Below are 22,298 nucleotides of genomic sequence, written 5' to 3'. Positions count from 1 at the left end.
CCTGTCTACCATCGCGTTCCCTCCAGCACGACGTGGGCGTTGGTGCCGCCGAACCCGAAGGCCGACACCCCCGCGAAGCGCCGCTCCTGCTCCCAGCGGGTCAGTACGGTCGGCACCGACACGGGCAGGTCCGCCCACTCGACGTGCGGGTTGGGCTCGACCAGGTTCAGATGCGGCGGGATCCAGCCGCGCTGGACCGTCAGCACCGCCTTGATGAAGCCGGCGATGCCCGCCGCCGCCTCCAGATGACCGATGTTCGTCTTCACCGAACCCAGCGCCACCGGGCTGTCGGGCTCCCGGCCCTCCCCCAGCACCCGGCCCAGCGCCCGCACCTCGATCGGGTCGCCCAGCGGCGTCCCCGTCCCGTGCGCCTCGACGAAACCGACCTCCGCCGCGGCGATCCCCGCCACCGACAGCGCCCGCCGCACCACGTCCTCCTGGGCGCGGCCACTGGGCGCGGTGAGGCCGTTGCTGCGGCCGTCCTGGTTCACCGCGGAGCCGCGGACCACGGCGAGGACGTCGTCCCCGGCCGCCAGCGCGTCGGACAGCCGCTTGAGCACCACCACGCCGGCGCCCTCGCCGCGGACGTAGCCGTCGGCGGACGCGTCGAAAGTCCGGCACAGGCCCTGCGCGGAGAGCATCCGCCCACTGGACAGCGCCACCGAGGAATCCGGCGACAGCATCACATTGACGCCACCCGCCAGCGCCGTCTCGCACTCACCCGCACGCAGGCTCTGCACCGCCAGGTGCAACGCCACCAGCGAGGAGGAGCACGCCGTGTCCACCACCATGCTCGGCCCCTCCAGACCCAGCACGTAGGACAGACGGTTGGCACCGAAGTTGCCCGAACTGCCCGTCGCCGAGTACGCGTCGATCAGCGAGACGTCCCCCGCGCCGAGGCGCTGGAAGTCGCTGCCACCCATGCCGACGAACACGCCCGTCCGGCTGCCGCGCAGCGAATCGGGCGCCACCCCCGCATGCTCCAGGGCCTCCCAGGCCACCTCCAGCACCAACCGGTGCTGCGGGTCGATACCCACCGCCTCACGCGGCGGAATACCGAACAGCCCCGCGTCGAAACCCCGCACCCCGTCGACGAACCCACCATGACGGACATACATCCGCCCCGGCGCCCCCGCCTCCTCGTCGAAGAACTCCTCCACGTCCCACCGGTCCGACGGAATCTCCGTGATCCCCGAACCACCACGGGCCAGGAACTCCCAGAACCCCTCCGCACCCGTCACACCACCCGGGAACCGGCACCCCATCCCGATCACCGCGATCGCGTCCTCGGCCCCGCCCCGCGCCGCCCGCGCGGGTGCCTGGGCCGGCGACTGCGCGGCGTTCGCCGCACGCAGTTCCCCGGCCAGTGCGCGGGCCGCGGCGGCCGGCGTGGGGTGTTCCCAGACGAGCGTGTCGGGCACGTGGTGCCCGAGCCAGTCGGAGAGCGTGCCGGCCAGCGAGACCGCCTGGATCGAGTCGATCCCGTACGAGGTGAACGGCTCGTCGACAGCCACCTCGTGCAGTTCGATCCGGGCTCCGGCGGCGATCAGCTCCCTGAGGCGGTCCTCGATCTCGGCGGCGGTCCTGGTCCGCGCGGGCTCGGGCGCGGACTCCGGCGCGGACTCGGGCGCGGACTCGGGCGCGGACTCGGGCTTGGACTCGGGCTTGGACGCGGGCTTGGACGCGGGCTTGGACGCGCGCGCCGCCGCCGCGCGGCCGTCGGCCGGCTTTTCGGCGGGCGCCTGCTCCGGGGCCCGATCCGGGGCGGCGGTGCCCGCGGGGGCCTGCTCCCCGGCCACCGCGCCCGCCGGGGCCGGACGGGCCGCCGCCGGACGTGCCACGGGCAGCGAACCCTCCAGGTACTGGGCCTTGCAGGCCCGGCGCTGGACCTTGCCGCTGGAGGTGGTGGGGATCTTGCGGGCCGGCACCAACACCACCTCGTGCACCTGCAGTTGGTGCTCCTCGGAGATCCTCCGGCGGATCGTCACGACGAGTTCCTTCGCCTGCTCGGCGGTCACCCGCCCGCGCGGCAACTCCTGGACGACGACCAGCACGTCCTCGCCGTCCGCCTCGACCGTGAAGGCCGCGGCCCGGACCGCCCCGAGCGAGGGGTCGCTGTCGGTGCAGGTCGCCTCGACGTCCTGCGGGTAGACGTTGCGGCCCCGGAAGATCATCAGGTCGGTGGCCCGTCCGGTGACGAACAGTTCGCCGTCCATCAGCACCCCGAGATCTCCGGTGCGCAGGTACGGGCCCTCGCCGTTCGCCAGCCGGAGGCCGAAGGTCTCCGCCGTCGCCTCCGGCGCCTCGAAGTAGCCGGCCGCGACGCTCTCCCCGCGGACCCAGATCTCCCCGACCTCGCCCGGCGGCAGCGCCTCGCCCCGGTCCCGGGCCACGATCGCCACCTCGGTGTCCGACGCGACCTCGCCCGAACTCGCCAGTGACTGCACGGAGTTCAGGTCATGGGGTGGCCTGATCCGGCCCTGCTCCAGCTCCGGCTTGGAGACGTGGCGCACCATCGGTTCGCCCTGCGGACGCGCGCCCGACACCAGCAGGGTGCTCTCCGCCAGCCCGTAGCAGGGGTAGAAGTTGCTCCGGCGGAATCCGCAGCGCTCGAACGCGGCCGCGAAGCGGTCCAGCACCGCCGGCTGGACCGGCTCGGCCCCGTTCAGCGCCGAGACCCAACTCGACAGGTCCAGACCGTCCTTGACCTCTTCCGTCACCCGCTCGACACACATCTGGTACGCGAAGTTCGGCGCCGGACTGACGGTGCCCCGGTAGCGGCTGATGGCCTCCAGCCACACTGCCGGGTCGCGGACGAAGGACACCGGCGCCATCAGGGTGACGGTGTAGCCGGTGTGCAACGGGCAGATGATGCCGCCGATCAGCCCCATGTCGTGGTACGGCGGGAGCCAGCTCACGCTCTGACTCTCGGTGGTGAGGCCGAAGGCGCCCTGCGCGGCCCGGGCGTTGGCGATCAGGTTCCGGTGGGTGACGATCACACCCTTCGGCGTGGAGGTCGAACCGGAGGTGTACTGCAGGAACGCGGTGCTCTCGCCGGCGATCGGCGGCGGGGTCCAGCCGTCCTCCCGCCCGTCCAGCACCCGGCCGTCGGCCAGCAGCCAACGGGCCTGCGACAACGGGGACATGGCGCCGTCACCGGCCGCGCCGGCCGCGCCGTCGGCGATCGCCGAGGCGGCGTCCGCCAGGTCGGAGGACTCGTCCGTCAGGACGATCGCCGCACCGGAGTTGAGGGCGATCGCCTGTACCCGGCCGACGTGTTTGGCCGTTCCCGGCGGATAGGCCGGCACCGGGATGAATCCGCCGTAGAGGCAGCCGAAGAAGTAGGCCACGTAGTCCAGTCCCGGCGGGCAGAGCATCAGCACCCGGTCCCCCGGGGTGCCCTCCGCCCGCAGGGTGACGGCCACGGCCCTCGCCCAGGCGTCCAGCCTGCTCCAGGTCAGGAGCGACTCCTCCGGCTGACCGGTGCCCGAGAAACTCAGGAACCGGTAGCCGACCTGGTCGGGCTGGTGCTCGGCCCGGTACCGCAAGAGTTCGACAAGTGTCCCGGCCTCTGTTTTGGCGCGCGTCGGCATCGACTCTCCCCCCATGCGTAAATGAATGTCGGTGATTCCGGACGGTTCGCCACAGGAATCCGGCCCTGGTCCCCCCAAGAAATCCGGGCCCGCAGCATGCATTTTCTTGACGGCATCGCGACACACCAGGACACGATGCCGATGACTCAGGGCAGGAAGAATCCAAGATCCCGAAAGCGCCCTTGCGTACAATCGCCCAGGGAGTTTTCCCGGAAGAAACATTGAGTAACAGAAAGGAAATCCAGAACCAGTGCCGCCCGCGGATCGCGGTACGCTTCAACACCCCGTTGCACCGGAACCCGGACGCGGCCAGGCTATGAGCAGCCGATGCGGGCTGTCAAGAAATTCCAATTGCCATGATCAACGCCGCGGGCTTGTATGACAGGTCGTCAACTAGCGTGCCAGCAAAGGTCTTCAGGGCGCGCAGGACACGCCGGGCGAGTCAATGTGCGCTCCGCCACACCGGCCCCCATCAGGGCGCCTTCCAGCCCTCCGGAGCCACCTGGGCCGCCAGGCCGGCCCGGCGAAGAACTTCCCTGACCAGGCGCGGGAAGTCGGACGACCGCCGACCGCCGACCGGTTCCCGGAATCGACCACTTTCGCGTCACGAATTCGACACACTTGGGATCACGCACCCCTGCGGGAGGTGGCGTGCGCCGATACGGACGAGCGGCACGCCGACACCATGGGCGAACTTTCCCGTTTCGGGCACTTCGATTGTTGAGTGACCATGCCAATTCATTCCCCCGAATTCCTCATGGACACGCCAAGAACCGGCCGGAGACCCGATCGTCACCACAATCCACCAACGGCCGTGTGATGAAGATAAGTTGAATCCATAACTGTCACCGCTCCAGCGGCGGGTGCACGACAACCGCCGGAGACGGCCACCCGGTCTGCCGAACTTACGTTCCCGCCACGGCACCCCCACTACGCTTGCCCCAGTCAGGGCCACGATCGAACAAGGGGGGACCACCCATGCCGTACGAGATCGGCGCGAAGGTGAAACTGACCAGGGACGTCCAGATCACCCCGGGCGGCACCACGGCCGGAACCGGCCTCCCCGGCCCCCTCTCCCTCGCCGCGGGCCTGACCGGCACCGTCACCGCCTCCGCAAGGGAAGCCGGCGGCGCCTCCCAGGACTACCTCGCGAGCTTCGACCAGCAACTCCGCGGCAGCCGCCTCGACCCCTTCACCGCCGGCCTGGTCGCCGACCTCCGCCAGCGGGTGATCGACGCGACGACCTCCGCCCCCGGAGCCGGCACCGGCCAGATCCGCTACACGGTCCGCTTCGACAACGGCTTCGCCCTCGGCGGCCTCGACGAAGCCTGGCTCACCCCAGCCTGAGCACCGCCCCCGGCGCCCGCCAGTGCCGGGAAGCCGCCTCGCTCGTACGGGAGTTCGGCCGCCGCACTGTTCAGACTGCGGTGGCGGTGCGGACGGCGTCCGGGAGCGGGAGGGAAGCACCCTCCTCGAACGCCGAGGCGAAGCGGGCAACCGGCGGGCGGCGTCGGCGGCGCCGAGGAGCAGCGCGGCACGAGCGAACCCCGTGGTGACACCGGTGGCCGCGGCCGCGCCGGCGACGCCTTCCAGGGAGAGGGCGAGGGCGCGCGGCCCGGCCAGCCGCCGGGCGTGGTCCAGGCCGCTTTCCTGGTGGGCGGCTGCCCGCTCGGGCAGGTTGCGCAGTTCGGCGACGAAACCGAGCTCCACCTCGATCAGGTGCCTTCCCGCGGTCCACGAGGGGTAGTCGTCCCGCAGCGCTCCGAGGTGGCGTTCCGCCTCGTCGAGGTCACCGGCACGGCGCGCGCCGAGGGCGAGGCCCCTGACGGCGAACACCTCGCCGAAAACGTGGCCCCGCTCGGCGAGACGCGGCCCGGCGGTGTGGCGGGACTCGGCGTCGGCGTAGTCCCCCTCGATCTCGGCGAGCGCGGCCAGCTTCGGTACGGTCTGCAACTCTCCCCAGCCGTCACCGGTTTCACGGAAGCCGGCGGCCCCCGGCGAGGGCCGAATCCTTTTCCCCGGCCGGTGACTCCTATGGGCGTACTCCCACGGTTCCCGATCCACCGAACACCGAGAGGCCCCTCATGACCCCTTCCTCCCGCTCCGGCACGTCCCCGGGGGTGCTGCTGGTGCACGGCGCGTGGCACACCGGCCATGCGTGGGACGGCGTCGCAGCCGGGCTGCGGGCACGTGGTGTCGCCGTGGCCGTCGCCGAGCTGCACCGTGGTTCGCTGGCGGCCGACACGGCCGCGGCCGAGACCGCGCTGGACCGGTTGGCCGGGGGCGGCCCGGCCGTCGTGTGCGGACATTCCTACGGCGGTGCCGTCATCACCGGTCTTCCGCCACACAAGATCGACCACCTCGTGTACCTCGCCGCGATGATGCCGGACCGCGGCGAGACCGCCCTCGGGCTTCTCGCCGGTGCACCGCCCACCGGCTTGGGGACCAGCATGGTCGGTGACCCTGCCGGAACCACGACGATCGACCCGGAGGCGGCGGGAGGGCTGTTCCATGCCCAACTCGGCGAAGAGGAACGTGCCCGCCACACCGCCGCCCTGGTCCCCCAGCTGATGGCCCCCGGCCATCAGCCGACGACGAGCGCCGCCTGGCACCGACGGCCCAGCACCTACGTGGTCTGCGCCGAGGACCGCGCCATGCACCCGGACCTGCAACGCCGTTTCGCCGCCCGGGCGACCCACGCGCTCACCTGGCACAGCGACCACGGAGTCTTCGCGTCCCACGAGGAGGAGACCATCGGACTGCTTCACCGGCTCGCCACCGGAAGCCGCCTCACCCCGGCCGGCTAGCGAGCGCGTTCCGAGAGTGCCGGTCGCTGCCAGTCCTCGACGGCTGCGACCGGCACCGTCACGCCGACCGGAAGGCAACGCGGCCTGATCACCCCTTGGCCCCGCACGTCGCTCCGGCGCCGGTGAGCAGATAAGCAGGTGAGCAGGTGAGCAGGTGACAACGACGCAGGAACGAACGGGGTGCGGTCGCGGCTATCCGAGGCCGCGGGCGTCCTGCTTCAGCGCGGTGTCCACGGTCAGCGCGGTCGCCACGACGAGGCTGAGCAGCGGGTCGGCGAGCGGGCGGTGGATCTGGAGCACGTAGTTGTCGGCCGTGGTGAACATCGTCTTCGCCAGGCCTTCCCAGGTCTTGGTGATCCGGGCGATCTCGGTGTCCGTCTCGTCGACGATGGAGAAGTTCCAGGCCCGCCAGTTCTCGGCCTTGACGGCGCCGACCTTCCGCCCGCCGACCTCCAGCGCAAAGTTGATCTTCCCAATGGCGTTCTGCTGAACGATCTGGCCGACTTCCTGGCCGTTCGGAAGCTGCACGACCACCCGCGACTTGATGAACTTCGCCGGGCGGGTCAGCAGCAGCACCGGAATGCCGTGCGCGTCACGGATCTCCAGCTTGTGGGTCAGATACTGGTCGAGGGAGGTGAGCAGTCGTACCGCCTTGCGCAGACCGCTCTGGCCGACCTGGACCACCGAGCCCAGCGTGGCGCCCTGCTGGTCGAAGACGGCGTACTCGTTGGTCAGCTCGATCAGCTTGGCCTTCTGGTTCACCACGAGGACCGGCTCGGAGAACAGGGTGCCGCCGCCACCGGAGACCGGGCCGACACCCGCCTGCTGCTGTACCTGGCGCCGCACCTTGGCGGAGTCGCCGACCGGAGCGACCGGCTGCCCGGGGAAGCCGGGAGTGTTCGTGTTCTGGGACATGGCGGGCAGGCTAGGCTCAATCCGCCCCGGAGGGCCAGATCGTTCGACCGCCGCGGTTCGCCCACGGACCACCGGTTCTGCCCGTGACCTGCGGCTTCTGCGGCTGCGAGCGCCAGTTGTCCGCCACCCGACGGCGGCGGTATGAGCGAAGTCACACCCGGGACGCCGGCTCGGGCCCGGTTCGAGACACCTCAACCACTGTGCGCGCCAAGCCCGGTGGGCCGCGGTCAGGTCGCGGTACCAGGCGCAGGAGGCCCTGGGGGTGCGGCGCTGCGTCTCGAAGTCGACGTGGACGAGGCCGGAGCGCCGACAGTCAGGTGCACCTGCCTACACCGGTCGTGTCCATCCGACGGACCTCGTCGACGGGGCGGCTGCTCACCACAGGCCGGTGTGCCCGCCTCGTCTATTGCAGGATGTTGATCGCGCGGGCGATCACCAGGGCGGCAACGATGAGGGAGGCCGCGGCCTCCACCATCATCAGCAGCTTCGCCCATCTCCTGACGGCGGAGACATCGGCCGGGCTGAACGCCGTGGCGGTCCAGAAGGCCAGCGAGAGGTAGTCGGCGAACGTCGGCACCCAGTCGGCCGTCGCGTAGGCCGAGTGCTGCATCTCGGGGAACACGAAACTCGGGCTCGGCTGGAGCGGGCGGGCGCGGGCCGCTGCACCGCCTCGGTCGAGGTCCCAGTACCACAGCGCGAAGGCGATCACGTTCGTGGCCCAGGTCACTCCCCCGGTGGCCAGCAGACCGGTGGCGTTGTCGGCGAACAGCTTGTTGTCGGTCAGGATGTCCACCACCAGGTGGACACCCGCATAGAGGTTGGCCGCGGTGATGAAGCCGATCATGACATCGGTGACCACTCTGAGCCACCGCTTCTGCCGATCGATCCGCCCCGGGTCACCAAGGATCAGTGCCCCCAGCAGGGTGAGCATGACCACGGGAACCATCCATGCGGGGTCCAGCCGGTACGAGGCGGGCAGCGCCAGGTGGAGCATCGCGGCCGTGGCGATCGCCAGTGCCACCGGCCACCAGCGCTCGCCCCGCGCGGCGGCCTGATCGAGTGTCGCCGACGGTGAACCGGCCGGCCCAGGGCTTGATCCCATGCCTCATTGTGCCGACGCCCGCCGCGTGGGCCTCGGACGGCACACCAACCCGGACGGGTGGACCAGGTGATCTTCACGGTCCTGCGGTCCTCTGCAAGCCGCTGAGCCATCTGCCGCACAAGCCGCTTGCGCACCCGCCGAGACCCGGGCCAGCGAGCCCGGCCGGTTCGGCACCACCGTCAACGCCGTCGCCTCGGGCTTCATCGCCACCGACACGGCCGCCGCCACCGCCGCGCGGATCGCTGTGCTCCTTCGAGGACCTGCCGACGCTCACTGCCGAGCGGATCCCGGTAGGCCGTGTCGGCCGCCCGGAGCTGGTCGGGTCGCCGACTGGGACTACCGGTGACGCCTCCTGGGCCTGTCGATCACCCTGTCACCACCCGTTGCCGTGACGCGCGGCCACGGACGCCCCTGTCCACCATGCCCCGCCTTCCGGGGCTGGAGCGTCACATGCCACCACTGAACCCGAAGGCCAACTACCGTACGCGGCCATTTCGGTGAGCGGTGATCAGGTCGCGGTACCAGGCGTACGAGGCCCTCGGCGTGCGCCGCTGCGTCGCGGAGTCGACGTGCACGAGGCCGAAGCGTTGGTGGTAGCCCTCGGCCCATTCGAAGTTGTCGAGGAGGGACCAGGTGTAGTAGCCGCGGACGTCGATGCCTTCGGTGATGGCGGTGGCGAGGGCGTCGAGGTGGGTGGCGAGGTAGGAGATGCGGGTGGGGTCGTCGGGGCCCTCGGTGGTGGAGCAGCCGTTCTCGGTGATGGTGATCGGGGGGAGGGTGTCGGGGTAGCGGTCGCGGAGGGTGAGGAGGAGTTCGCGCAGGCCTTCGGGGACGACGGGCCAGCCGAAGGCGGTTCGGGGGACGTCGGGGATGTCGACGAGGTCGAAGGGGAGGCCCCCGGGGTCGGTGGGGGCGGCGATGCGGGTGGGGTTGTAGTAGTTGACGCCGAGGCCGGTGAGGGGGGCGGTGGTGATGAGGTCGAGGTCGCCGGGGCGGACGGCGCCGTGGAGGTCGGGGCCGACGCCGAAGGCGGTGAGGTCGGGGTAGCGGCCGAGGAGGAGGGGGTCGGTGAACAGGCGGTTGTGGAGGGCGTCGTAGGCGTCGGCGGCGGCGAGGTCGGCGGCCGAGGACGAGGCGGCCTGCACGGGGGTGAGGTTGTTGGCGATCATCACGTCGAGGCCGCGCCCGTGGAGCAGGGAGGCCGCCAGGCCGTGGGCGAGAAGCTGGTGGTGGGCGGTGGGGAGGGCGTCGAGCAGCAGGGCGCGGCCGGGGGCGTGGATGCCCAGCGCGTAGCCGTAGACCATGTGGACGAAGGGCTCGTTGAGGGTGATCCAGGCGGGGACGCGGTCGCCGAGGCGGTCGGCGACGGCGGCCGTGTAGTCCGCGAAGCGGTGGGCGGTGTCGCGGTTCAGCCAGCCGCCCCGGTCCTCCAGGGCCTGCGGGAGGTCCCAGTGGAAGAGGGTGGGCAGCGGGGTGATGCCGGTGGCGAGGAGGGCGTCGACGAGGCGGTCGTAGAAGGCGAGGCCGGCGGGGTTGACGGCGCCCGCGCCGGTGGGCTGGATCCGGGGCCAGGCGATGGAGAAGCGGTAGCCGTCCAGGCCGAGGCCCCGCATCAGGGCGATGTCCTCGGGATACCGGTGGTAGTGGTCGCAGGCCACCGCCCCCGTGTGCCCGTCGCGGACCGCGCCGGGGCGGGCGGCGAAGGTGTCCCAGACGGACGGGCCCCGGCCGTCCTCGTCGACGGCTCCCTCGATCTGGTAGGCGGCGGTGGAGACGCCCCAGCGGAAGTCCGCGGGAAGGTCGGATCGGTTCGGCACGGCAGCAGCTCCCCCTCGACGCGCAAAATATGAGGACTGCTCATATTAGTGGCCGGCCGGTGGATTGCCAGGGCCCCGGCGATCCGGAGACGTCGCGGTGCCCCCGCTCCCCGGCGGCCCGCCCCACGAACCACCGGGGAGAGGGACGGACGTCAGGTGAGGGTGGCGCCCCGGGTGTGGGCGAGGGATTCGAGGCCGTAGCGGGTGACGTGTTCGGGGTTGGCCAGGTCGATGGTCCGGATGCCCTCGGCCGTCAGGCGGGCGTTGATCTCGTCCAGGTGCTGCTGGACGAGCTGCTTCTCGGCGTCGGTGGTGCGGCCCTTGTGGGGGCGGCCGGCGTGCTCCAGGCTCGCGTAGTTCACCCGCTCCCGGGCGGCCGCGGCGGCGGTGGCCGGGCTCTGGCCCGGGATGGCGCGGGGCGCGCGCTCGGCGCCGCGCAGCACCTCGGCCATCGGCGCGGCCGTCGCCAGGCGGTCGAACGCCTCGGCGGTCATCACGACGGTCTCCGGCTCGTCGCCGTCCGGGTGGTGCAGCTCGACGGTCACCAGATCGAGCGCCAGGCCCGCGATGCCGGCCAGCTCCCCGGGCAGCGCCTCGATCTCGACCGGGCCGTCCGCCAGGTCGGGGTGGTCGCGGACGACGATCCGCACCAGGTCGTCCTCGTTCTCCGCGTGCTTGCCGGTCAGATCCGAGAATCGGATGATCTTCTGGCCCATGTCTTCCTCTCCCTGCCCCTGTGATCAGCGCAGAGCCTATGCCCTGCGCGCACGGCACGCGGTCCGCGGCGGATCGCGGGAATTGGCCCGGTGAACGGCGTTTGCGGCACAGTGGCCCCATGAGCGCGGACACGAGGAGTCACCCGGGCCCGGGGCGGACGGGCCCCGGACGGCGACGGCCGGTGCAGCAGCGCAGCCAGGAGCGCTACGAGCGGATCCTGGACGCCTGCGCCGCGCTGCTCGACGAGGCCGGGGCGACGGCCCTCACCACCAAGGAGGTGGCCCACCGCGCGCAGGTGCCGATCGGCACGCTGTACCAGTTCTTCGCGGGCAAGGAGGACCTGCTCGCCGCGCTCGCCGGCCGCAACCTCGACCACTACCTGCACCGGCTCGACGAGCGGCTGCGCACCGGGGCCCCCACCGGACCGGCCGGGTTCACCGACCTCGCGGTGGAGGAGTTCGTCGCGATGAAGCGGACGGTCCCGGGCTTCGGGCAGGTGGACTTCGGGCTCACCGGACCGGCCGTACCGCCCGGCGTCCAGGACGACCGGCACCTGCTGGACACCGCCGTGGACAACAACACGGCGGTCGCGCTGCGGCTCCAGGCGCTGGGCGGCGAACTCTTCGCGACGGCCGACCCTGCGGCCCTCACGCTCGGTCTGCGGGTGGCCCTGGAGGCGGCGGACGCGGTGCTGAAGCTGGCCTTCCGCGCGGATCCGCAGGGCGATCCGGTGATGATCGGCGAGTGCAAGCGGCTGGTCCGCTGCTACCTCCTCGAACAGCTCGGCCCACGCTGAGTGACGGCCCGCCGCTGGTCCGCGGCGGGTCCCGGTGAGCCGTTGCGGCCCGGGCGGGCGGGCAGCACAGTGGAGACAGGAGGGCGGCACCAGCCGGCCCACCGGTCCCCGCTGTCCCCCCGACACCCGAGGAGCAAGACCATGCACGCAGCGGTAGGCGACCAGCTCCACATCCACAGCAGGGCGGTGGGCATGGTCGACCAGAAGGGCGAGATCGTGGAGGTGCGCGGCCAGGACGGCCAACCGCCGTACGTGGTCCGCTTCGAGGACGGCCACACCGGCCTGGTCTACCCGGGCCCGGACTGCACCACCGAGCCGCGCGAGGCGATCCGCTGACCCCACCGGCCACCGCCCCGCGCCCGTCCGGCCCGGGGCGGTGAGCCGTGCCGCTCCCCGCCGGCCTGTCCCTCGTCGCCTTCCCGCTCGCCGCCCTGCCCCTCACCGGCGACGCGCCCACGCCCACGCCGGCGCTGCCGGGGCCGCTGGCCGCGCTCGCGCCGCTGCTGGAGCACTACGGCTACGCGGCGGTGGCCCTGTGCGTGCTGCTCGACAACTGCGGGATCCCCGCGCCCGGGCAGACCGTTCTGGTACTGGCCGCCGTCTTCGCCGGCACCGGCCACCTGGACCTCGCCGCCGTGGTGGCGACCGCCTTCGCGGCGGCCGTGCTCGGCAACACCCTGGGCCACCTGATCGGCGCCACCGGCGGCCGCGCCTTCGTGCAGCGCTGGGGCCGGTACGTGTTCCTCACGCGGGAGCGGACGGCGCGCGCGGAGGTGTTCTTCGCCCGGCACGGCGGCAAGGTGGTCACGGTGGCCCGCTTCGTCGACGGGCTGCGGCAGACCAGCGGCATCATCGCGGGGACGACCGGCATGCCCTGGCCGCGGTTCCAGGTGTTCAACGTGCTCGGCGCCGCGCTCTGGGTGGGCGTGTGGGCGGCCGTCGGGTACCTGGCCGGCTCCCACGTCGGCACCGTCTGGCGGACGGCGGTGCGCTACCAGCTGTGGCTGCTGGTCGCGCTCGGCGTGCTCGCCGTCCTGCTCGCCGCCCGCCATCTGCTGCGCCGGCGGCGGACAACAGGCGGGACAACAGGCGGGGCAACAGGCCGGACGCCAGGAAGGACGGCCGGCAGGACAGCAGGCAGGACGGCAGGCAGGACGGCACGCGCAACGGCGCGGGCGCGGTTGCGACCGCGGCCCCGGCCGGTGAGCCTGGAAACGATCACCTGGGAGGCGAGCATGACCGACGGCGGGACGCCCAAGGGCCGCGGGTCCGAGGAGGCGCTGCGGGCGCCCACCGACCGGACCGTCCTCCTCGCCGTCCTCCTGGCCACTCTGCTGGCCCTGGGCGCGCAGGCGGCGAGCGGCACCAACGCCCGGCTCGTCCTGCTGCTGGTGTTCGTCCCCGCGCTGCTGGCCGGCCTGGGCACGCTCCGCCAGACCGTCGCCTCCGCGAGCTGGGTCACCGGCGTCATCCTCGTCAGCTCGGTGCTCTTCCCGCCGCAGTCGACGACCGGCCGGGTGCTGACACTGGCCACCGTCGTCGGCGCCGCGGTCGTCGCCGTGGTGCTCTGCGCGCGCCGGATCCGGCGGGAGCGCGATCTCCACCGGATGCGGCAGACCGCCGTCGCCCTGCAGCGCCAACTGCTGCGCCCGCTGCCCGCCCTGACCTCCGACGTGCTGCTGCACGGCTGCTACCGGCCGATCGAGGAGGACGCCATGGTGGGCGGCGACCTCTACGACATCGCCGAGACGCCGTACGGCACCCGGGTCGTCATCGGCGACGTCCAGGGCAAGGGCCTGCCCGCGATCGGCACCGGCTTCGCCGTGCTCGGCGCGTTCCGCGAGGCGGCCTTCCGCGAGCCCGCGCTCACCGACGTCGTCCTCGCCCTGGAGGACGCGGTCACCCGGCACAACGCCTACGCCGTGCAGAGCGGCGAGGCCGAGCGCTTCGTCACCGCGACGGTGCTCTGCCTGGACGGCCGCGGCGACGTCCAGGCCGTCAACTGCGGCCACCTCGCCCCGTACCTGCTCGCCGGCGGGCGCGCGGAGGCCGTCCCGCTGGCGGCCGGCGTGCCGCTCGGGCTCGCCGACCTCGCCGGGGAGGTCCGGACCGTCCAGTGGTTCGACCTCCCCGACGACGGGACGCTGCTGCTGCTCACCGACGGGGTCACCGAGGCCGCGAACGGCGAGGGCGTCTTCTACCCGGTCGAGCAGCGGCTCGGCGCCCTGGGCGACCGCACTCCGGACGAGCTCCCCTCGGCCGTCGACGAGGACGTCCACCGTTACAGCCGCGGCCGCCGGCGGGACGACCTCACGGTCCTCGCCCTGCGCCGCAACCCGGCCTCCCGCCCGCCCGGGGGCCGGGAGAGCCCGGGCGGCTAGCGCAGCGGGAACACCTCGAAGGACACCGCGAAGCGCGTCCCGAGCCGGGTGCCCGCACCCCGGCCGGCGCCCTCCAGGAAGCCGCGGGCGTCCGCCATCGCGCCGCCGAGGCCGGCCAGGTACGCCTTGTGGGCCTCCAGCGAGGCGACGCCCCGGTCGAAGTGCTCGGTGGTGTCCACCGCGTGCCCGGAGTCGGGCGAGGAGGCCGCCCAGATCTGCCGCACCCCGTCCCACGGCTGGTGGCCCTCGTCGATCAGCTCGCGGAAGACCCAGCGGTTGGCCGCGTCCCGCACCGCGTCCAGGGTGGCCCGGCCGACGGCGATGTGGTCGGCCTGGTTGAGGAAGACCCCGCCCCAGGTGTCGCGGAAGTTGCTGGTGATGACGATGTCCGGGCGGTGCCGACGGACGGCGCGGGCGATGTCGCGGCGCAGCGGCAGGCCGTACTCGACGACGCCGTCCGGGTGGCCGAGGAACTCGACGGTGTCGACGCCGACGAGGGCGGCGGAGGCGATCTGCTCGGCCTCGCGCAGCGGGCCGCACTGCTCGGGGGCCATGCCGTCGATGCCGGCCTCGCCGCTGGTGACCATCACGTAGACGACCTTCTTCCCCTGGTCGGTCCACCGGGCCACGGCGGCGGCCCCGCCGTACTCCATGTCGTCGGGGTGGGCGACGACGACCAGGGCGGTCTGCCAGTCCTCGTCGACGCGCTGGAAGGGCGCGGGTGCCTGCTCGGTCATGGTGGTGCTGCCTCTCCGTGGAACCGGTGCGCGCGGGTGGGGCGCACCGTGCGGCGTGCGGTGCAGGTGGTGCGTGTGGTCGTACGGTCCTACCGGTCGCGACTCTAGAAGATCACCGGGCCGGCCGCCGGGCGATCGCGGCGGGGCGTCCGGAGTGACCGGGCTTGCCCCTGACGCGCGGGGCAGGGGTTAGCGTCCCCGCACCGCGCGGCGGCCCCGCCGTCGCCTCGTCACCCGTACCGGATTCCGGAGTCCCCTCATGCCTTCCTCCTCCAGCACCGTCCGCTTCCCCAGCACCGTCCGCGAGGTCCGGCTGGCCGCCGCGCCCGGCGGCCTGCCCGTCCCCGGGGACTTCGCCCTGGCCGAGCGCCCGCTGTCCACCCCGGGCCTCGACGAGGTGCTCGTCCGCAACCGGGCCTTCCTGGTCTTCCCCGGCCTGCGCACCCTCGTCGGCGGCGCGTTCGCCGACGCGCCGTTCTCGTTCGGGCCGGGCGACGCCCTGGCCGGGCCCGCGCTCGGCGAGGTGCTGGCCGCGCCCGCCGACGGCCCGCTGCGCCCCGGTGACCTCGTCACCCACCTGCTCGGCTGGCGCGACCACGCGGTGGGCGAGGCCGCCGCGTTCACCCGGGTGGCGGACGGCTTCCCCGACCCGCTCGCCCTGCTCTCCCCCGGCGTCGTGGCCTACGGCGCGCTGACCCGGGCCACGGAGGTGCGGGAGGGGGACGTCGTCCTGGTCACCGGCGCGGCGGGGGCGGTCGGCACGGTGGCCGGGCAGCTGGCCCGGCTGCTGGGGGCGGCCCGGGTGATCGGCACCACCGGCTCGGCGGCCAAGGCGAAGCGGCTGACCGGGGAGCTGGGCTACGACGCCGTGCTGGTGCGCGGGCAGGGTCCGATCGCCGGGCAGCTGGCCGAGGCCGCCCCGGAGGGCGTCGACGTGGTGCTGGACATGGTCGGCGGCGAGCAGCTCACGGCGGCCGTCGACGCCGCCCGCCCGAACGCGCGGTTCGCGCTGATCGGGGCGCTCGCCGGGCAGATGGCCCCGGGCGGCAGCGGCGCCGACGCGCCCACCGTGGTGGACACCTTCCGGCTGCTCACCCGCAGCGTCACCGTGCACGGCATCAGCGGGCAGCGGTACACGGAGCTGGAGCCGGAGTGGCGCGAGCGGCTCGGCGCCTGGCTGCGTACCGGTGAACTGACCGTCCCCAGGACGGTCCTGACGGGCATCGAGCAGGCACCCGGGGCGTTGTCCCGACTGATCGGCGGTGACGTCTTCGGCGTGACGGTCGTCGACCTGTAGGCGGGACGCGCGCGGGGAGGACGGATGGCGGGGCGGATGAGGATCGGGGACGCGGCGGCGGCCGCGGGCACCACACCGCGGGCACTGCGCTTCTACGAACAGCGGGGCCTGCTGCCACCGCCAGTCCGCACCGCCGCGGGCCAGCGCGAGTACGGGCCGGAGACCGTGACCCGGGTGCGGGTGATCCGGGCGCTGCTGGCGCTCGGCCTCACCGTCGAGGACCTCGCCAGCCGCTCGCACCGGCTGGACCTGCTCGCCTCGGACCCGCCGCGCAGCTGCGCGTCCGAGGGGGACTTCGGGCCGGACACCTTCGCCCCGGTGATCGCCCAGCGGCTCGCCGCCCTGGACGCGGAGATCGCCCGGCTGACCCGGCTGCGCGAGGCCCTGGCCCGGCACACCGGAGCCGTCGTGCCATAACCTCCCCCGATTTACAGAGAGTTCTCTGCAGAGACCCCTATGCAGAGAACTCTCTGCCTCCTACGATGCTGGGCATGCCCACCGAAGGAACCACCGAAGGAACCGCCGAGGAACCCGCGGCGCCCGGCCCCACGACGCCCCGCCCGCCGGCACGCCGGATCGACGCCCGCAGCCTGCGCGGGCTCGCGCACCCGCTGCGGATGAAGATCTTCGAACTGCTGAACCTCGACGGCCCGGCGACCGCCACCCGGCTCGCCGAGCGGCTCGGCGAGAACACCGGCACCGTCAGCTGGCACCTGCGCCACCTCGCCGAGCACGGCTTCATCGAGGAGGAGACCGGCCGCGGCACCAAGCGCGAGCGCTGGTGGCGGCGCGTCCCCGTCGCCAACCGGCTCGACACCAACGACTTCCGGGACGACCCGGACACCCGCGGCGCGGTCTCCCTCTACCTGCACGAACTCCTTGAGCAGTACTTCAACCGGATCGACACGTACGTCACCGAGGACTGGCCGGACGAGTGGCGCAGCGCCGGCACCATCTCGGACTGGAGCCGGCTGTGGCTGACGCCGGACCAGCTCCGGACGCTCAACGAGGAGCTGTTCGCCGTCATCCGGCGCCACCTGCCCGCCCCGGACACCGACCCGGAGGCCGAGGCCGACCCGGCGGCGCTGCCGATCGTCGTCCAGCTCCAGTCCTTCCCCCGCCGCCCCCGCCCCGCCGCGGGCGACACCCCGCACCGGAGCGGCGAGTGAACCGCGACCGCACCGCCCCCCGCAGCCTGCTGCGCCGCCACCGCGACTTCCGCCTGCTGTGGTGCGGCGAGACGGCCGGCAAGTTCGGCTCCTCCGTCACCGGCGTCGCCATGCCGCTGATCGCCGTCTCCGACCTGCACGCCTCCACCTTCGAGATCGGCCTGCTCAGCGCGGCGTCCTGGGCCCCCTGGCTGGTCATGGGCCTGCCGGCCGGCGTCTGGGTGGACCGCTTACGGCGCCGCCCGGTCATGCTCGCCGCCGCGGGCGTCTCGCTCGCGCTGTTCGCCGCCGTCCCCGTCGCCGGGTGGGCGGGGCGGCTCAGCGTCGGACTGCTGCTGGCCGTCGCGCTGCTCACCGGCACCGCGGCCGTCTTCTTCCAGACCGCCTACACCGCCTACCTGCCCGACCTGCTCTCCCCCGCCGACCAGCCCGAGGGCAACGCCAAGCTGCACGGCAGCGCCTCCGCCGCCCAGATCGCCGGCCTCGGCTCCGGCGGCCTGATCGCCCAACTCGCCGGCGCCGCCAACGGCATGTTCGCCAACGCCGCGACCTTCCTGGTCTCGCTGCTCTGCCTCGGACGCATCCGGCACCGCGAGACACCGCCCCGCTCCGCCGCCGAGCGCGACCTGCGCCGCGAGGTCGGCGAGGGCCTGCGGCTGCTCGCCGGGGACCGCTGGCTGCGCTCCTTCACGCTCTTCGCGGCCGCGTCCAACCTGGCGCTGATGGGCTACCAGTCGATCCAGGTCGCCTTCCTGGTCCGCGAGGTCGGGCTGGCCCCGGGCACCGTCGGCGCCCTGATCGCGGTGGCCGGCAGCGGCGGCGTGCTCGGCGCCTTCGCGGCCCGCCGGGTCGCCGGCCGGATCGGCACGGCCCGCGCGATGATCGTCTTCGAGCTGGGCCTGTCCTCGCTCGCCCTGCTCATCCCGCTCACCGGCCCCGGCCCCGGCGTGCTCTGCTACGCCGCCGGCGGCTTCGCCGTCTCGGTCGGGGTGGTGGCCGGCAACGTCATCAAGTCCGGCTTCCAGCAGCGCTACTGCCCGCCCGAGCTGCTCGGCCGGATCGCCGCGAGCGGGGCCGTCCTCAGCTACGGGACCATCCCGCTCGGCGCGCTCCTCGCCGGCGCGCTCGGCACCGCCCTCGGCCTGCGCCCGGCCCTGTGGATCACCACCGCCGGAGTGCCCCTGGCGGCCCTCGTCCTCCTCTTCTCCCCCGTCGGCCGCACCCGCGACCTCCCCACCACCCGCCGCCCCGGCGGCTCCCCGCTCCCGGCTCCCGAACCCGCCACCACCTGACCGGCCGTCCGGCATCCCGGCCGTCCGGCATCCCGGCATCCCGGCATCCCGGGCGGGCCGCGCGGGAAGGCCGCGCGTGCCGTGGCCGGGGTGGGGCGGGGCGGCGCCGTAGGTTGACGGCATGGCACAGGACGCGCCGGGTGGCCGGCTCTCTCCTCCGAAGTGGCTGACCGCCGGGCTGCGGCCGAAGCCGGCCCCGGTGCCGTGGGCGGCGGTGGCCCGGGCCTCGGTGGGGCTGGCGGCGCCGCTGGCCGTCGGGCTGGCGGCGGGGCGCCCGGCGTACGGGGCGCTGGCGTCGATGGGCGCGCTGTCCGCCGTCATCGGCGACACCGCCGACGCCTACCGGATGCGGGTCTTCAACATCGCCGTGCCCCAGCTGTTCGGCGCCGCCGGTGTCGCCCTCGGCACCCTGGTGTTCGGGCGCGACTGGACGGCCGTCGTCGTCCTGACCCTGGTCGCGCTGGTCTCCGGGATGATCTCCTCGATCGGCTCGGTGGCCTCCGTCTCCGGTCTGCTGCTCCTGCTCAACGCTGTCGTCGGGGCGGGCCTGCCGATGCCGCGCCCGTGGTGGACGGCGCCCCTGCTGCTGCTCGCCGGCGGGGCGGTGGTGCTGCTGCTCACCCTGTTCGCCTGGCCGCTGCGCGGCGGCGTGCCGGAGCGGGGATCGGTGGCCGCCGCCTACCGGACGGTCGCCGCGTTCGTCCGCGCCGCCGGCACCCCGGAGCACGACGAACGGCGCCTCGCCGTCACCCAGTCGCTCGACTCCGTGTACGACATGCTGCTCGCCCACCGCACCCGCCGGCACGGCCGCTCCCCCGGGCTGGCCCGGCTGATCGCCCAGCTCAACGCGCTGATACCGGTCGTCGAGGCGGCCTCCGCCGCGAAGCTGCGCCCGACGGACCGGCTCGGCCCGCTGCCGGAGGCCTACCCGGCCGCCGTCCTGACCCTCGCCGACGCCGTCGAACGCGGCCGCGCCGCCCCCGGGCCGGGCGAGGACCCCGCCGCCTTCCTGGACCTGCCGGCGCCCACCGGCCCGTCCGAACGGGCGCTGGACCAGGCCCTGCGGTACGCGGCCGCCGTCGGCGCCGAACCCGGGCGCGCGGACGTCCCCGACCGGCTCGGCCGCCCCGCCGCCCCCGGCGAGCGGATGCGGCGCACGGCGCGGGCGGCGCTGCTCTCCGGCTCCTCCTGGCGGTACGGCCTGCGGCTGGCGCTCTGCATCGGCCTGGCCCAGGTGCTGGTCTCGGTGCTGCCGGTGCCCCGCTCGTACTGGGTCGCGCTGACCGTCACCTTCGTCCTGAAGCCGGACTTCGGCTCGGTGTTCTCGCGCGCCGTGCTGCGCGCCTTCGGCACGGCGCTCGGGCTGCTGATCGCCATCCCGGTGCTCGCCGAGGTGCCGCGCGGCTGGTGGGACGTGCCGACCGTCGCGCTGCTGGCGACGCTGATCCCGGCGTTCTCGGCGAAGGGGTACGCGTTCCAGACGGCGGCCATCACACCGGTCATCCTGCTGCTCTCCGACCTGCTCAACCACCATGGCTTCGGACTGGTGCTGCCCCGGCTGTACGACTCGCTCATCGGCTGCGGGATCGCGCTGCTGGCCGGCTACCTGTGCTGGCCGGAGTCCTGGCACACCCGGATCGGCGACCGGCTGGCCGACGCGGTCGCGGACACCTCCGCGTACGTGGCGCTGGCCTTCGCCGCCGCCCCCGGGCACGACCAGCCCTCCCGGCCGCGCCGGCGCCGGCGGCTCTACCGGGACCTCTCGGCGGTCCGCTCGGAGTTCCAGCGCGCGCTCACCGAGCCGCCGCCGACCGGCACCCGGGCGGCGGCGTGGTGGCCGCTGGTGATCGCGGTGGAGCGGGTGGTGGAGGCGACCACCGCCACCCGGGTCCGGGTCGAGCACGGGGTGCCGGCGCCGGCGCCGCAGGAGGTCGCCGCGCTCGCCGCCGAACTCGCCGCGCTGGCCGAGGCCCTGCGGACCGGCACCCCGCTGCCCGCTCCACCACCCGACGGCGGGCCCGGCGGCGAACCCGGCGACGAGCACGGGACCGGGCCCGGGACCGCCGACGACGTGCTCGGCCCGCTGCGCCGCGAGGTCCGGGCGGCCTGCGCGATCGCCTCCCCGGTCCTCGGCTGACGGGGACCGGGGCTCCGTCCCGGACCGGGACTCAGTCCTGGATCCGCCGCCAGGGCCGGTCCGCCTCCAGGGCGAACGCCAGCTCCAGCAGCACCCGCTCCTGCCCGTGTCCGGCCGACAGGTGGACGCCGATCGGCAGGCCGTCCGGGCTCGCGCCGACCGGCAGGGCGATGCCGGGGCCGCCGGTGATGTTGTTGACCGGCGTGAAGGAGACGTACCGGGTGAGCCGCTCCAGCAGTTCGTCGAACGCGACGTTCGGGCTCAGGTGGCCGATCGGCGGCGCGACGTGCGCCAGCACCGGCGACAGGATCGCGTCCCGCGTACGGAACAGCCCCGCGTACGTCCGCTCGGCCAGGCGCAGCCGCCGCACCACCCCCGGCACCCGGGTGAACTCGCGGTGGAAGATCCGCCGCAGGCCGGTGGTGAGGCCGTCCAGCCGGTCCGCCCGGAAGCCGGGGTCGACGGTCAGCCGGCCGGTGGTGGCGATCAGGAAGGCGATGTAGCCCCAGTAGAGGATGAAGTCGCGGGAGAACTCCTCCCCGAACGGGAGCTCCACCGGCGTCACCTCGTGGCCCAGGGCGGCCAGGCGGGCGGCGGTCTCCTCGACCGCCGCCCTGGTCGGCCCGTCGGTGGGCGCCGTCGGGGAGTCCACCACCAGGCCGATCCGCAGCCGGCGCGCGCACGGTCCCTCGACCAGGCCGAGCGGGGGCAGCGCGGGGTTGCGGTGGTGGCGTTCGGCGGCGGCGAAGAACGCGGCGGTGTCGCGCACGGAGCGGGTCAGCACGCCGTCGGTGACGATGTCCACCGGCAGCCGGCGGCCCTGGGCGTTGGGCACCAGCCGGCCGCGGGTGGGCTTGAGGCCGACCAGGCCGCAGCAGGCGGCGGGGATCCGGATCGAGCCGCCGCCGTCGTTGGCGTGCGCGATCGGCACGACGCCGGAGGCGACCAGCGCGGCCGCGCCGCCGGAGGAGGCGCCCGGGGAGTGCGAGGTCCGCCACGGGTTGCGGACCGGGCGGGCCGCGGCGAACTCGGTGGAGGCGTTGAGGCCGAACTCGGGCAGCCGGGTCTTGCCGAGGACGGACAGGCCGGTGCCGAGGAACTGCTCGGCGAAGCCCGCGGAGCGGCGGGCGGGCTTGGCGCGGAAGGCCGCGCTGCCCTGGCCGGTGGGCATGCCGCGCAGGTCGGTGTTGTCCTTGAGGTAGCTGGGCACGCCGTACAGCGGCGCCTTCGCCCCGGTGCCGTGCGCGCTGCCGTCCGCGCCCCGCCCCCGCCCGTACGCGGCGAAGGCGACCGGGGCGAGCGCCGCGTCGACCCGTTCGGCCCGGGCCGCGGCGGCGGCCGCCAGCTCGGCGGGGCTCACCTCGCCGGCCCGCACCAGGGCGGCCAGGGCCACCGCGTCGTGCTCCCCCAGCGCGTCGTCCCCGTAGGCGTGCACCCGCTCGTCGGCCATCCGGACTCCCCATCCCCTGTCGGTCGGTGACGGCATCCGGCCCGGGAACCTACCTACCCGTCGGTAATGCCGTGCGAGCTGAGCAGTC

The 22,298-nt window shown here is 73.8% G+C and carries 17 protein-coding genes; 10 read left to right on the top strand and 7 right to left on the bottom strand.

Annotated features, from left to right (window positions below; genetic code table 11):
• Positions 1-5: 5 nt before the first annotated feature.
• Positions 6-3,593: a beta-ketoacyl synthase N-terminal-like domain-containing protein gene (locus ABT238_RS17450; RefSeq protein ID WP_350762760.1), complete on the bottom strand. Its 3,588-nt coding sequence runs from the start codon at positions 3,591-3,593 to the stop codon at positions 6-8.
• Between the two features lie 978 nt (positions 3,594-4,571).
• On the opposite strand from ABT238_RS17450, the gene ABT238_RS17445 reads away from it, so the two are divergent.
• Together ABT238_RS17445 and ABT238_RS17440 are read left to right on the top strand one after the other, a co-directional pair.
• A complete protein-coding gene (locus tag ABT238_RS17445) occupies positions 4,572-4,940 on the top strand; it encodes a hypothetical protein (RefSeq protein ID WP_350561542.1) in 369 nt (122 codons plus the stop codon).
• A 737-nt stretch (positions 4,941-5,677) separates the two neighbouring features.
• Complete coding sequence (locus ABT238_RS17440) at positions 5,678-6,400, top strand: alpha/beta hydrolase (RefSeq protein WP_350561538.1); 723 nt, start codon at positions 5,678-5,680, stop codon at positions 6,398-6,400.
• A gap of 192 nt (positions 6,401-6,592) precedes the next feature.
• On the opposite strand, the gene ABT238_RS17435 is transcribed toward ABT238_RS17440, so the two are convergent.
• The 4 genes from ABT238_RS17435 to ABT238_RS17420 form a co-directional block, all read right to left on the bottom strand.
• Complete coding sequence (locus ABT238_RS17435; RefSeq protein WP_502891439.1) at positions 6,593-7,387, bottom strand: LURP-one-related family protein; 795 nt, start codon at positions 7,385-7,387, stop codon at positions 6,593-6,595.
• Positions 7,388-7,718: 331 nt separating this feature from the next.
• Positions 7,719-8,336 carry a hypothetical protein gene (locus tag ABT238_RS17430; protein ID WP_350561534.1) on the bottom strand — a complete coding sequence of 206 codons (618 nt, stop codon included), beginning with the start codon at positions 8,334-8,336 and terminating at the stop codon, positions 7,719-7,721.
• Positions 8,337-8,893: 557 nt separating this feature from the next.
• Entirely contained in the window at positions 8,894-10,234 is a 1,341-nt protein-coding gene (locus ABT238_RS17425; protein ID WP_350762719.1) for a GH1 family beta-glucosidase, read from the bottom strand.
• Between the two features lie 152 nt (positions 10,235-10,386).
• Positions 10,387-10,950: a hypothetical protein gene (locus tag ABT238_RS17420; RefSeq protein WP_350762702.1), complete on the bottom strand. Its 564-nt coding sequence runs from the start codon at positions 10,948-10,950 to the stop codon at positions 10,387-10,389.
• 119 nt (positions 10,951-11,069) lie between these two features.
• Here ABT238_RS17420 and ABT238_RS17415 point away from each other — a divergent pair, with 119 nt between their 5' ends.
• The 3 genes from ABT238_RS17415 to ABT238_RS17405 all read left to right on the top strand — a co-directional run bounded on the left by ABT238_RS17415 (position 11,070) and on the right by ABT238_RS17405 (position 14,128).
• A complete protein-coding gene (locus ABT238_RS17415) occupies positions 11,070-11,747 on the top strand; it encodes a TetR family transcriptional regulator (protein ID WP_350762697.1) in 678 nt (225 codons plus the stop codon).
• A 141-nt stretch (positions 11,748-11,888) separates the two neighbouring features.
• The gene (locus tag ABT238_RS17410) at positions 11,889-12,083 is read left to right on the top strand and encodes a DUF1918 domain-containing protein (RefSeq protein ID WP_350561524.1); all 195 of its coding nucleotides are present in this window, start codon (positions 11,889-11,891) and stop codon (positions 12,081-12,083) included.
• A 47-nt stretch (positions 12,084-12,130) separates the two neighbouring features.
• A complete protein-coding gene (locus ABT238_RS17405; RefSeq protein ID WP_350762677.1) occupies positions 12,131-14,128 on the top strand; it encodes a SpoIIE family protein phosphatase in 1,998 nt (665 codons plus the stop codon).
• On the opposite strand, the gene ABT238_RS17400 is transcribed toward ABT238_RS17405, so the two are convergent.
• Positions 14,125-14,865 (bottom strand): PIG-L deacetylase family protein, encoded by a 741-nt coding sequence (locus tag ABT238_RS17400; protein ID WP_350561520.1) that lies wholly within the window; start codon positions 14,863-14,865, stop codon positions 14,125-14,127. The two genes, ABT238_RS17405 and ABT238_RS17400, sit on opposite strands and share 4 nt — an antisense overlap.
• A 259-nt stretch (positions 14,866-15,124) precedes the next feature.
• Between ABT238_RS17400 and ABT238_RS17395 the strand changes: the two genes are divergently transcribed.
• The 5 genes from ABT238_RS17395 (at position 15,125) to ABT238_RS17375 (ending at position 20,760) form a co-directional block, all read left to right on the top strand.
• Positions 15,125-16,162: an MDR family NADP-dependent oxidoreductase gene (locus tag ABT238_RS17395; protein WP_350762657.1), complete on the top strand. Its 1,038-nt coding sequence runs from the start codon at positions 15,125-15,127 to the stop codon at positions 16,160-16,162.
• Positions 16,163-16,198: 36 nt separating this feature from the next.
• Positions 16,199-16,579, top strand: a complete 381-nt coding sequence (locus ABT238_RS17390) for a MerR family transcriptional regulator (RefSeq protein WP_350561516.1) — start codon at positions 16,199-16,201, stop codon at positions 16,577-16,579.
• A gap of 74 nt (positions 16,580-16,653) precedes the next feature.
• Positions 16,654-17,331: an ArsR/SmtB family transcription factor gene (locus ABT238_RS17385; RefSeq protein WP_350561514.1), complete on the top strand. Its 678-nt coding sequence runs from the start codon at positions 16,654-16,656 to the stop codon at positions 17,329-17,331.
• Complete coding sequence (locus ABT238_RS17380; protein WP_350561512.1) at positions 17,328-18,623, top strand: MFS transporter; 1,296 nt, start codon at positions 17,328-17,330, stop codon at positions 18,621-18,623. The genes ABT238_RS17385 and ABT238_RS17380 overlap by 4 nt, the downstream gene beginning before the upstream one ends.
• A 121-nt stretch (positions 18,624-18,744) precedes the next feature.
• Positions 18,745-20,760 carry an FUSC family protein gene (locus tag ABT238_RS17375; RefSeq protein ID WP_350762612.1) on the top strand — a complete coding sequence of 672 codons (2,016 nt, stop codon included), beginning with the start codon at positions 18,745-18,747 and terminating at the stop codon, positions 20,758-20,760.
• 31 nt (positions 20,761-20,791) lie between these two features.
• Here the strand turns inward: ABT238_RS17375 and ABT238_RS17370 are convergent, their stop codons facing one another.
• Positions 20,792-22,210: an amidase gene (locus tag ABT238_RS17370; protein ID WP_350762604.1), complete on the bottom strand. Its 1,419-nt coding sequence runs from the start codon at positions 22,208-22,210 to the stop codon at positions 20,792-20,794.
• Between the last annotated feature and the right edge of the window lie 88 nt (positions 22,211-22,298).

The organism is Kitasatospora sp. NPDC001527 (genome assembly GCF_040298605.1).
GTDB lineage: Bacteria > Actinomycetota > Actinomycetes > Streptomycetales > Streptomycetaceae > Kitasatospora.
The sequence above is the reverse complement of the archived record's forward strand: the minus strand, read 5'-3'. Positions and strand labels throughout refer to the sequence as shown.